The organism is Cupriavidus sp. HPC(L), assembly GCF_000307735.3.
Classification (GTDB): domain Bacteria; phylum Pseudomonadota; class Gammaproteobacteria; order Burkholderiales; family Burkholderiaceae; genus Cupriavidus.
This window is the reverse complement of sequence record NZ_AMPR02000051.1, coordinates 1-11,869: the sequence shown is the minus strand read 5'-3', so window position 1 is coordinate 11,869 and position 11,869 is coordinate 1. Positions and strand designations below refer to the sequence as shown.

The window sequence follows — 11,869 nt, the reverse complement described above, 5'->3', positions numbered from 1 at the left end:
CGGTGCTGGCGATCCTGACCTTCTTCGCCGGCCTGCAACGGCTCGGCGCGGCGCAGGCCTCGATGCTGTCCACGCTCGAGCCGGTGGTCACGGTACTGCTGGCCGCGCTGCTGCTCGGCGAGCAGATCGGCATGACCCAGGCGATCGGCGGCGGGCTGATCCTGGCTGGCGTGCTGTGGCTGACCCGCAAGGGCACGGCCCCGGCGCCTGTACAACAAAATTGAACGGCTTGCTGAAATCCTTGGCGTGGAATGGGTGGGGGCCGTCGGTAGAATGCGCCCTTTCCCGAACTTTGCCGAGGATTCCGCATGACACCGCTCGACCAGGCCGCCATCGCCCAACTGTTCACCGAGGCCCGCACGCATAACGCCTGGCAGGACCGGCAGATCGACGACGCCGTGCTGCATCAGCTGTATGAGGCGATGAAGTTCGGCCCCACCGCGGCCAACAGCACGCCGGCCCGCATCGTGTTCGTCAAGACCGCGGCGCAGAAGGAGAAACTGGTCGCTTGCGTGTCGCCGGGCAATGTCGACAAGACCCGCTCGGCCCCGGTGACCGCGATCGTCGCGTTCGACAACGCCTTCCACGAGCAGCTGCCGAAGCTGTTCCCGCATGCCGATGCCCGTTCCTGGTATGTCGGCCAGCCGGAGAAGATCGCGCGCGACGCGCTGGTCAACAGCTCGCTGCAAGGCGCCTATCTGATCCTGGCGGCGCGCGCGCTGGGCCTCGATTGCGGCCCGATGAGCGGCTTCGACCCGGCCAAGGCCAATGCCGCGTTCTTCCCCGACGGCAACTGGTCGGTCAACTTCCTGATCAACCTGGGCTATGGCGACGCCGACAAGCTGTTTCCGCGCAATCCGCGCCTGAGCTTCGACGAGGCCTGCCGCATCGTTTGATGGTCTGATGCGCCGGCCGGCCGGCTGGCCGCCGGCGCGCTCACAGCCGCGGCGGCAGCGTCTTGTCCGGGTACTCGCACAGCGTCTCGATCGCGCAATGCCAGCACTCCGGCTTGCGCGCCTTGCAGACGTAGCGCCCATGCAGGATCAGCCAGTGATGCGCGTCGTGCAGGAACTCATCGGGCACGACCTCGAGCAGCTTCATCTCGACCGCCTGCACGGTCTTGCCGGGCGCGAGTCCGGTGCGGTTGCTGACGCGGAAGATATGCGTGTCGACCGCGACGGTCGGATGGCCGAAGGCGGTGTTCAGCACCACGTTGGCGGTCTTGCGGCCGACGCCCGGCAGCGCCTCCAGCGCCTCGCGCTCGGCCGGCACCTTGCCGCCGTGGCGCTCGGCCAGGATGCGGCAGGTCTCCATCACGTGCTTCGCCTTGGTCTTGTACAGGCCGATCGTCTTGATGTACTCGATCAGGCCGGACTCGCCCAGCGCCAGGATCTTCTGCGGCGTGTTGGCGATCGCAAACAGCCTGCGGGTGGCCTTGTTGACGCCGACATCGGTGGCCTGCGCCGACAGCAGCACCGCGATCAGCAGTTCGAACGGCGAGCTGTACTCGAGTTCGGTGGTCGGCGACGGGTTGGTTTCCTTGAGGGTTTCAAACAGCGCGCGGCACTTGGCGGCGTTCATTGTGGTCGCTTGGTGTCGGAGGGGACGGGATGGTCGGGATGGCCGGGCGGAGCGGCGGCCGGCGCGGCCTCGGCGCGGTCAACCGGATCGCCCTGTGCGGCGTTGAGCGGCTGGGCAGCCTGCCGCTTCAGGCGCGCGCGTTCGATGGCCGCCTGGATGATGGCTTTCTTGCGCTCCTGCGCCTGGCGTTCGGCCTCGGACGACGCGGCCTCCTGGCGCAGCGCCTCCAGCTTGGCGGCGGCCTTGGCCGCCAGGCGCGCTTCGTTTTCCTCGCGCTCGCGCACCAGCCGCTGCTTGCGCGACAGGTAGCGGGCACGGGCCGCGTCGGCCTGCGGCTGCGACCAGGCGTCCCAGCCGGTGCGCTCGCCGGTGACCGGGATCATCGCGATGCAGTCGACCGGGCAGGGCGCCACGCACAGGTCGCAGCCGGTGCACCAGTCCGGCAGCACGGTGTGCATCTGCTTGGCGGCGCCGGCGATTGCGTCGACCGGGCAGGCCTGGATGCATAGCGTGCAGCCGATGCACAGCGTCTCGTCAATGCGCGCGACCGCGCGCGGATGTTCGGTGCCGTGGCTCGTATCGAGCGGCAACGGCGCGGTGCCGAGCTCTGCCGCCAGCCGCCGGATGCCTTCGGCACCGCCGGGCGGGCAGCGGTTGCAGTCCGCTTCGCCGCGCGCCATGGCCTCGGCATAAGGCCGGCATCCCTGAAAGCCGCATTTCGTGCATTGCGTCTGGGGCAGCAGGGCGTCGAGCCGGTCGGCCAGGGGCGCCAAAGCGGCCGCCAGATCGGCGTCCCGGCGGGCGTCGGCGGAGGGTGCGGAAGCGGAATCGGCGGAGGAAGGGGTCACGAAAGCAGCAAGACGATGCGGGGTAACACAAGGTGCAGCCGTACGGTGCGGCTGACGCGGCAAGGATTATCCCCGATTTCGCCGCGCCGCAGAAACCTTGAAGATGCGCGCTTTGCCATGGCGCAGATGTTGTTCAACACGGCTGGCCCGCGCCGCAGGCGCGGTGGCGCCATGCCATCATTCACAAAATCGACCCGACCACGCATGTCGAACGCCACCAAGACGAAACGCGATCCCGAAGGAACACGCCGTCGCATCATGGATGCGGCCACCGAGGAGTTCGCCAAGGGCGGCCTGGCCGGCGCACGCGTCGACCAGATCGCCCGCCGCGCCGAAACCAACGAGCGCATGCTGTATTACTATTACGGCAGCAAGGAGGGCCTGTTTCTCGCGGTGCTCGAACGGCAGTATGCGCAGTTCCGCGCTGCAGAAGAGCGCCTGCAGATCGGCGACGAGGACCCGGTCGCGGCGGTCCGCACGCTGGCCCGCTTCGTCTGGGACTGGTACTACCAGCATCCCGAATTCATTCGCCTGGTCAACAGCGAGAACCTGCATGAGGCACGGCACCTGAAGAAATCCGCGCAATTGCACGACCTGGTCAACCCGGTGGTCGACGTGCTGGCCGAGATCGTTCGCCGCGGCCAGCGGCAGGGCGTGTTCCGCGACGGCGTCGATGTGCCCCAGCTCTATCTGACGATCTCGGCGCTGGGCTACTACGTGCTGTCGAACCGCTACACGATCAGCGCGGTGATCGGCCGCGATGTGGCCTCGCAGGACGAGCACGAGCGCTTCGCCCAGCTGCATACGGACATGCTGCTGGCCTATCTGGCGCGACGGTAGCGCGCGAGGATGGGCAAAAGGTAAAGAAAACGGGACCGCGTTGCGGTCCCGTTTTCCATCGGCGATCTGCTGGTGCCTGGCTGCGGCTCAGCGGTACTTGCGGATGAAGTCGCGCAGTTCCGGATAGATCGTTTCGCGCCAGCGCCGGCCCGAGAAGATGCCGTAGTGCCCGCACCTGGGCGCGGTCAGATGCTGCTTGCGGGTCTTCGGAATGCCCGCGCACAGATCGTGCGCGGCGGCGGTCTGGCCCGCGCCGGAGATGTCGTCGAGCTCGCCCTCGATCGTCATCAGCGCGGTGTGCTTGATGTCCTGCGGCCGCACCGGCTCGCCCTGTATCTCCCAGGTGCCATTGGCCAGCCGGAACTCCTGGAAGACTTCGCGGATCGTGTCGAGGTAGTACTCGGCCGCCATGTCCAGCACGGCGTTGTATTCGTCGTAGAAGCGCACGTGCGCCTCGGCATCGTCCGCATCGCCTTCGATCAGGCTCAGGTAGTAGTCGTAGTGCGAGGACAGATGGCGGTCCGGGTTCATCGCGACGAAGCCGGCGTGCTGCAGGAAGCCTGGATAGACGCGCCGGCCGTGGCCGGGATAGTTGGCCGGCACCGTGTAGATGACGTTGTTCTCGAACCACTCGTACGACTTGTTGGTCGCCAGCGAGTTGACCGCGGTCGGGCTTTTGCGCGCGTCGATCGGGCCGCCCATCATCGTCATCGTCTTCGGCGTCGTCTCGCCGGCCGACGCCATCAACGAGATCGCGGCCAGCACGGGCACGGTCGGCTGGCAGACCGATACGACATGCAGGTTCTCGGCGCCGAGATGGCGGATGAATTCCTGGATGTAGCGGATGTAGTCGGCCAGGTGGAAGGGGCCGTCCTCGACCGGCACCATGCGCGCGTCGACCCAGTCGGTCACATAGACCTTGTGGTCCTGCAGCAGCGTGCGCACCGTATCGCGCAGCAGCGTCGCGTGGTGGCCCGACAGCGGCGCGCAGACCAGCACCGACGGTTCGTCCTTCAGCAGCTTGATGGTCTCGGGATCGTCGGCGTAGCGCTTGAAGCGGATCAGCTTGCAGAACGGCTTTTCCATGATCGTCTGTTCGACGATCGGAATATCGCGGCCGTTGGAGCGCACGGACTTGATGTCGAAGGCAGGCTTCTCGTACTCCTTGCCGAGCCGGTACAGCAACTCGTAACCCGCGGCCAGCCGGGTGGCCCCCGGCACCAGCGACAGCGGGCTCAGGGGGTTGGTAAACGTCTTGGCCGTCGCCTGGGCCCACGCGGTCAGCGGGTTCAGGATCGAGCGCTGAAATTCATGCAGTTGGTAAAGCATTGCCGAACACCTGCCTTTCGATATCGGGTTTTCTGCTGTGGCGGATTATGCGCTCAACTCGTCCGTTTTGCGAACGACCGTGCGCACGATCTTGCAACGCAGCATATACCTAAAGGTATGACGGTGTGAGTGGAACTCAATAGGACAATGGCTGTAATTCTGGCGCGGTGTTGGACTACACCGACAGGAGGGCCGGGAAAGGTGGTGTGCGGCGCACAAAAAGTACGGAGCGCCACCATAAAAAAAACGGGCCCATCGACGATGGGCCCGTTTGGGGTGGGATGCGCCCCGAGGCTTACAGCACGGCCGCGATGGCGTCGACCACCGCGTCGATATTGCGGCTATTGAGCGCCGCCACGCAGATGCGGCCGGTGCCGACGGCGTAGATGCCGTGCTCGGTCTTCAGACGCTCGACCTGCTCGGTGGTCAGGCCCGAGTACGAGAACATGCCGCGCTGCGCCTTGACGAAGGAGAAGTCGCGCGACACGCCCTTGGCGGCCAGCTTGTCGACCAGCGCGTGGCGCATCTGCTTGATGCGGTCGCGCATTTCGGCCAGTTCTTCTTCCCACATCGCGCGCAGTTCCGGGCTGTTCAGCACGGTCGCGACCACGGTGCCGCCGTGTGTCGGCGGGTTCGAGTAGTTGGTGCGGATCACGCGCTTGACCTGCGACATCACGCGCTGCGCCTCTTCCTTGCCGGTGGTCACGATCGACAGCGCGCCGACGCGCTCGCCATACAACGAGAAGCTCTTCGAGAAGGAGCTCGACACGAAGAAGGGCAGGCCCGACTCCGCGAACAGGCGCACGGCCGCGCCGTCCGGGTCGATGCCGTCTGCAAAGCCCTGGTAGGCCATGTCCAGGAAGGGAATCAGGTTCCGTTCCTTGATCAGGCCGACCACCTGTTGCCATTGCTCCGCCGACAGGTCGACGCCGGTCGGGTTGTGGCAGCAGGCGTGCAGCACGACGATGGTGTTGGCCGGATACGACTTCAGCGACTCGACCATGCCGGCGAAATTCAGGCCGTGGCTCGGGGCGTCGTAATAGGCATAGTTGACCACCGGGAAGCCGGCGGCTTCGAACAGCGCGCGGTGGTTTTCCCAGCTCGGATCGCTGATCGCGACCTTGGCGTCGGGATACAGGCGCTTCAGGAAGTCGGCGCCGATCTTCAGCGCGCCGGTACCGCCGAGTGCCTGAGCCGTCACCACGCGGCCTTCCGTGATCAGCGGCGAGTTCTTGCCGAACAGCAGCGTCTGCACCGCCTGGTCGTAGGCCGCGATGCCCTCGATCGGCAGGTAGCCGCGCGGGGTGGCCGTCGTCAGGCGCGCCTTCTCGGCTTCCTGCACCGCGCGCAGCAGCGGAATCTTCCCTTCGTCGGTGAAGTACACGCCCACGCCCAGATTGACCTTGTTGGCACGGGTGTCGGCGTTGAACGCTTCATTCAGGCCCAGGATGGGATCGCGCGGGGCCATCTCGACGGCAGAAAACAAACTCATTTGGGATTCTCGTGGTCAGCTATGTAACAAAACGGGAAGGCGTAGAATGCTCGGACTGCGCTGGGGGCGTGCGGTGGGTCCGCCTTGAAACGGACCGCGCAACCCCGAGATTCTAGCGTATCCGCCCGTATTCCAAAGGTTTTCTCCCCGTCTATGTCGAATCTCGCCGTGCCCGTCGCGGATGCCGCTCCCGCCCTGGATGAGGACAAATTCGTCAGCTTCCCCGGCTCGCCATTCCAGCTGTATCAGCCCTATCCGCCGGCCGGCGATCAGCCGGAAGCCATCCGCCAACTGGTCGAGGGCATCGAGGACGGCCTGTCCTACCAGACGCTGCTCGGCGTCACCGGCTCGGGCAAGACCTTCACGATGGCCAATGTGATCGCCCGAATGGGCCGGCCGGCCATCGTCTTTGCCCCGAACAAGACGCTGGCCGCCCAGCTTTACTCGGAATTCCGCGAATTCTTTCCGCGCAATGCGGTCGAGTATTTCGTCAGCTATTACGACTATTACCAGCCGGAAGCCTACGTTCCGCAGCGCGATCTGTTCATCGAAAAGGACTCGTCGATCAACGAGCATATCGAGCAGATGCGGCTGTCGGCGACCAAGAGCCTGCTGGAGCGGCGCGACACGATTATCGTGGCGACGGTGTCTGCGATCTATGGTATCGGCAACCCGAACGAATACCATCAGATGATTCTGACTCTGCGGGCCGGCGACCGCATCAGCCAGCGCGACGTGATCGCGCGGCTGATCGCGATGCAGTACACCCGCAACGACACCGACTTCCAGCGCGGCACCTTCCGCGTGCGCGGCGACACCGTCGACATCTTCCCGGCCGAACACGCCGAGGTGGCGGTGCGCGTCGAACTGTTCGACGACGAGATCGAGTCGCTGCAGTATTTCGATCCGCTGACCGGCAAGGTGCGGCAGAAGATTCCGCGCTTCACGGTCTATCCGTCGAGCCACTACGTAACGCCGCGCGACACCGTGCTGCGCGCGATCGAGGCGATCAAGGCCGAGCTGCGCGAGCGGCTCGACTTCTTCTACAAGGAAAACAAGCTGGTCGAGGCGCAGCGGCTGGAGCAGCGCACGCGCTTCGACCTCGAGATGCTGGCCGAGCTCGGCTTCTGCAAGGGCATCGAGAACTATTCGCGCCATCTGTCCGGCGCGCGCCCCGGCGATCCGCCGCCGACGCTGGTCGACTACCTGCCGCCCGACGCGCTGATGTTCCTGGACGAATCGCACGTGCTGATCGGCCAGCTCAACGCGATGTACAACGGCGACCGCTCGCGCAAGACCACGCTGGTCGAATACGGCTTCCGGCTGCCGTCGGCGATGGACAACCGGCCGCTGAAGTTCGAGGAGTTCGAGCGCAAGATGCGGCAGGCGGTGTTCGTCACCGCCACGCCCGCCGACTACGAGCGCGCCCATGCGGGCCAGGTGGTCGAGCAGGTGGTGCGGCCCACCGGACTGGTCGACCCGATCATCACCGTGCGTCCCGCGGTGTCGCAGGTCGACGATCTGCTGTCGGAGATCCATCTGCGGATCCAGGCGGGCGAGCGCGTGCTGGTGACCACGCTGACCAAGCGGATGGCCGAGCAGCTGACCGAATTCCTGTCCGAGAACGGCATCAAGGTCCGCTACCTGCATTCGGACATCGATACGGTCGAACGCGTCGAGATCATCCGCGACCTGCGGCTGGGCGCCTTCGACGTGCTGGTCGGCATCAACCTGCTGCGCGAAGGGCTGGACATTCCGGAGGTGTCGCTGGTGGCGATCCTCGATGCGGACAAGGAAGGCTTCCTGCGCGCCGAGCGCTCGCTGATCCAGACGATCGGCCGCGCCGCGCGCAACGTCAACGGCACGGCCATCCTGTACGCCGACCGCATCACCGATTCGATGCGCAAGGCCATCGACGAGACCGAGCGCCGCCGCGCCAAGCAGATCGCATTCAATACGGCCAACGGCATCACGCCGCGCGGCGTGGTCAAGCGGATCAAGGACATCATCGACGGCGTCTACGATCCGAACGAGGTCAAGGCCGAGCTGATGGCCGCCGAGGAGCGCGCGCGCTACGAGGACATGAGCGAGAAGCAGGTCGCCAAGGAAATCAAGCGGCTCGAGAAGAAGATGCTCGACCATGCGAAGAACCTGGAATTCGAGCAGGCCGCGCAGGTCCGCGATCAGCTGAGCAAGCTCAAGCAACAGGTGTTCGGTGCCGCGGGCGAGGGCGGGGCGCTGCCGGCCTGAGCCGCCGGCGGGTAGCGGTGGCCGCGCGGGCCGTCACGGCCAGCGGTTACAATCGCCTCCCTTCGCGCGTCGCGGCCGCGTGCCCGGCGCTTCGTTTGCGCGTGGCGCCATGCCGCCGCGCGTCGATCTGGACGGGTCCGAACGATGAAACGCTTTGCCATTTTGATGTGCTGCATGGGTAATATATGCCGCTCGCCTACCGCGGAAGGCGTGCTGCGCGCCAAGCTCGCGCAGGCCGGCCTCGCCGATGCCGTCGACGTCGATTCGGCCGGCACCCACAGCTATCACCTGGGCCACGCGCCCGACCGCCGCGCGCAGCAGCATGCGCTGGCGCGCGGCTATGACCTGGCCGGGCAGCGGGCGCGGCTGGCGGCGGTCGAGGACTTCGGCCGCTTCGATCTGGTGCTGGCGATGGACCGCGACAACCTGGCGCGGCTGCAGGCGCTGTGCCCCCCCGAGCATCGCCACAAGGTCAAGCTGCTGATGCACTTCGCGACCCGGCACGACGCCGACGAAGTGCCCGATCCCTACTACGGCGAAGGCGACGGCTTCGAGCGCGTGCTCGACTACGTCGAGGACGCCTGCGACGGCATCGTCGCGATGCTGCGCCAGCAGCAATGACCATGGGGCCGCGCCGCGGCCCGTCTGTTCTGCTTCCCACCGGCGCGCGTCCGAGCTGATTCGCGTGAATCGCGCCAGTCTTACCCTCCTTTCCCGATGTTTCGATCCCTGCTTCGCAAATGGCGCGAGTCGCGCAATGCCAGCCTGCAACTGGACGCCATCCTGTCCGCCGCCAATCCCGACGGTGCGCTGGCGGAGCGGAACGGCTGGCTGATCGAGCTCGGCTATTGGCTGCGGCGCGACGGTCTGCCGGCCGACGACGCGACGGAAGCCGCCGGCCAGGACACCACCTGGCGCGAGCATGTCCGCTTGCGCTACCTGCTGCAGGTGCTGGAACGCAATCCGGAGCTCGCCGCACGCTTTGCGCGGACGATTCGATCGATCGTGCGCGACAACGATCCCACGGGCCTGTTCTGCGACACTGGCGTCGCCTCGCACCCCGGCTTCTGGGGCGAGATGATGGACCGCGTGCAGGCGCGCTTCCTGTCGCCGCCGCCGAACCGCGGCGATATGGCGGACCTGTTCGCGCTGCTGTTCGTCGGCGAGCGCGACGCCGACTGGGTGGCGGCGCTCGACGCCGTACTGCTCGATCGCCTCGGCGCGCTGCTGATGTTTGCGCCAGAGCAGGGCGGCGGGTTTGAAGACGAAGCCGAGGACGACGTCGGCGAACAAGCGGACGGCGACGTTGGCGGCGCCTCCCCCGATCACGATAACGAGCTTGCCACCCATGCCGCCTCGGCGGCCGGCCAGGCGCTGCACGCGCGCTACCGTGACGATTTCGCCCGCACGCTGGCCAGCAGCATCCAGGTGCTGGCCAGCCAGGTGCGGGCGACCGGCCTGAGCCAGGCGATTCGCGCGCGTCTGCCGGGCCGGGTCGAAGACACGCCGTTCTTCCGCCTCGGCCCGGCGGTCGCCGCGCTGTGCGAGGAGGGGCTGCCGCGCGACAGCGATGCCTTCCGGCACCGCCTGAACTACTGCCGCGCCCTGCTCGACGGCTGCCACGACGCGGCTCGTCATGTCTACGCGGACCTGGAGGAGAACGGGGTCTCGGTCGAGGTCGTGTTCCAGATCGAGCGGATGAAGGTGCGGCTCGCCCGCATCGACATGCTGCTGGCCGCCTGGGTCGATCCGTCGCGCCGCGGCAAGGTGGCGCAACTGGCGGGCGAGCTGATCCGCACGACGCAGGCGCGCCGCAGCGTCAAGCATCTGGCCGCGGAGTCCTTCTCGCAGCTGGCGCGCAAGGTGGTCGAGCGTTCGGCCGAGAGCGGCGAACACGACATCACGCGCGATCGCAAGGAATACGGCGAGCTGGTGCGCGCGGCGGCCGGCGGCGGCCTGATTACCGTGGCCACGGTCTATCTGAAGTTCCTGATCTACGGCCTGCACCTGGACAAGTTCATCGAAGGGCTGCTGGCCTCGCTGAACTATGCCGGCAGCTTCCTGGCGATCCACTTCGCCCATTTCACGCTGGCGACCAAGCAGCCGGCGATGACGGGCCCGGCGCTGGCGCACCGGCTCGATGCGGTCGGGCGGCCGGAGGGCAGGGAGGCCTTCGTCGACGACACCATCGCGATGATCCGCTCGAACGCGGCGGCCATCGTCGGCAACCTCGCGGTGGTGTTTCCGGTGGCGCTGGCAATGCAGTGGCTGGCCGGCAAGCTGCTGTCGGTCAACCTGATCACGCCGGACAAGGCGATCGCCACCATCGAGTCGTTCTCGATCCTCGGGCCCACGCCGCTGTACGCGGTCTTCACCGGCGTGCTGCTGTGGGTCTCGAGCCTGATCGCCGGCTGGGCCGACAACTGGTTTGCGCTGCACCGGATGCACGACGTGCTGGCCTACCACCGCCGGCTGCGCTATGTGCTGGGCGAGCGGGGCGCGATGCGGGTGGCCGATTTCTGGAAACGGAACGTGTCCGGCATCGCGGCCAACGTGTCGCTCGGCTTCCTGCTCGGACTGGGCCCGGAAATCCTGAGCTTCTTCGGCCCGCATATGGAGGTACGCCACGTGACGCTGTCGACCGGATCGGTCGGCACCGCGCTCGGCGTGCTCGGGGTCGAGGCGCTGCGGATGCCGGCCCTGTGGCTGGCGGTGGCCGGCATCGCGCTGATGGGGCTGCTGAACGTCGCCGTCAGCTTCGCGCTGGCCTTCCACATGGCGCTGCGCTCGCGCAATCTGCGCCGCGTCGACCGGCGGGCGCTGAGCGCCGCGGTACGGGCGCACATCCTGCGCCATCCGCTGTCGCTGATCGTGCCGCCGCGCCAGGCGCCGGCAGGGCCCGGAACCCGCGCGGCCTAGTCAGCCCGGTCTCCAGATGCCGGGAAGACCCCACCGTCACCGCGGTATCTGCCGGACAAGTGACATGGGTAGTTGACCGATTTAGTCGGGAAATTTATACTTGACGAAATTCATCAGGTATTACCCCCGCAATCATGAGATTGACGACCAAAGGCCGCTTCGCGGTGACCGCCATGATCGACCTGGCCATGCGCCAGGACCAGGGGCCGGTGACGCTGGCCGGCATCAGCCAACGCCAGAAGATCTCGCTGTCCTACCTGGAACAGCTGTTCGCCAAGCTGCGCCGGCACCAGATCGTCGAGAGCGTGCGTGGCCCGGGCGGCGGATACAGCCTGGCGCGCAAGTCCGAGGACGTGACGGTGGCCGACATCATCATCGCGGTGGACGAGCCGCTCGACGCGACCCAGTGCGGCGGCAAGGGCAACTGCAATGGCGACGAGAATACCGGCCGCTGCATGACCCACGAGCTGTGGGCGACGCTGAATCAGAAGATGGTCGAGTATCTGGACTCGGTCTCGCTGAAGGATCTGGTCGAGCAGCAGCGCGCCCGCCAGCCCGGCGTGCTGCGCGACATGCGTGAGGACGGCGGCGCCCGCCAGCCGGCACCGGC

The 11,869-nt window shown here is 66.7% G+C and carries 11 protein-coding genes; 7 read left to right on the top strand and 4 right to left on the bottom strand.

What is annotated here, in order from left to right:
* Together B551_RS04560 and B551_RS04555 are read left to right on the top strand one after the other, a co-directional pair.
* Positions 1-224, top strand: a 224-nt coding sequence (locus B551_RS04560) for a DMT family transporter (RefSeq protein ID WP_157071910.1), incomplete at its 5' end; no start/stop codon positions are given.
* 84 nt (positions 225-308) lie between these two features.
* Complete coding sequence (locus B551_RS04555) at positions 309-896, top strand: malonic semialdehyde reductase (RefSeq protein ID WP_006580007.1); 588 nt, start codon at positions 309-311, stop codon at positions 894-896.
* A gap of 40 nt (positions 897-936) precedes the next feature.
* On the opposite strand, the gene nth is transcribed toward B551_RS04555, so the two are convergent.
* Positions 937-1,581, bottom strand: coding sequence for an endonuclease III (nth, locus tag B551_RS04550; protein ID WP_006580006.1), 645 nt, complete (start codon positions 1,579-1,581; stop codon positions 937-939).
* On the bottom strand, positions 1,578-2,366 hold the full coding sequence (gene rsxB / locus B551_RS04545) for an electron transport complex subunit RsxB (RefSeq protein WP_043437378.1): 789 nt from the start codon (positions 2,364-2,366) through the stop codon (positions 1,578-1,580). Before rsxB ends, nth begins: the two co-directional genes overlap by 4 nt.
* A 267-nt stretch (positions 2,367-2,633) precedes the next feature.
* Between rsxB and B551_RS04540 the strand changes: the two genes are divergently transcribed.
* The gene (locus B551_RS04540) at positions 2,634-3,269 is read left to right on the top strand and encodes a TetR family transcriptional regulator (RefSeq protein WP_006577706.1); all 636 of its coding nucleotides are present in this window, start codon (positions 2,634-2,636) and stop codon (positions 3,267-3,269) included.
* Positions 3,270-3,356: 87 nt separating this feature from the next.
* Here the strand turns inward: B551_RS04540 and B551_RS04535 are convergent, their stop codons facing one another.
* The gene (locus B551_RS04535; protein ID WP_006577707.1) at positions 3,357-4,598 is read right to left on the bottom strand and encodes a polyhydroxyalkanoate depolymerase; all 1,242 of its coding nucleotides are present in this window, start codon (positions 4,596-4,598) and stop codon (positions 3,357-3,359) included.
* Positions 4,599-4,893: 295 nt separating this feature from the next.
* Positions 4,894-6,090 (bottom strand): amino acid aminotransferase, encoded by a 1,197-nt coding sequence (locus B551_RS04530; protein ID WP_006577708.1) that lies wholly within the window; start codon positions 6,088-6,090, stop codon positions 4,894-4,896.
* A 153-nt stretch (positions 6,091-6,243) separates the two neighbouring features.
* Here B551_RS04530 and uvrB point away from each other — a divergent pair, with 153 nt between their 5' ends.
* From uvrB to iscR, 4 genes are all read left to right on the top strand, one after another.
* Positions 6,244-8,340, top strand: a complete 2,097-nt coding sequence (gene uvrB / locus B551_RS04525; RefSeq protein ID WP_006577709.1) for an excinuclease ABC subunit UvrB — start codon at positions 6,244-6,246, stop codon at positions 8,338-8,340.
* Between the two features lie 144 nt (positions 8,341-8,484).
* On the top strand, positions 8,485-8,961 hold the full coding sequence (locus B551_RS04520) for a low molecular weight protein-tyrosine-phosphatase (RefSeq protein ID WP_023263564.1): 477 nt from the start codon (positions 8,485-8,487) through the stop codon (positions 8,959-8,961).
* Positions 8,962-9,057: 96 nt separating this feature from the next.
* Entirely contained in the window at positions 9,058-11,259 is a 2,202-nt protein-coding gene (locus tag B551_RS04515; protein WP_006577711.1) for a site-specific recombinase, read from the top strand.
* 134 nt (positions 11,260-11,393) lie between these two features.
* The coding region (gene iscR, locus B551_RS04510) for a Fe-S cluster assembly transcriptional regulator IscR (protein ID WP_043437375.1) at positions 11,394-11,869 on the top strand (476 nt) is incomplete at its 3' end.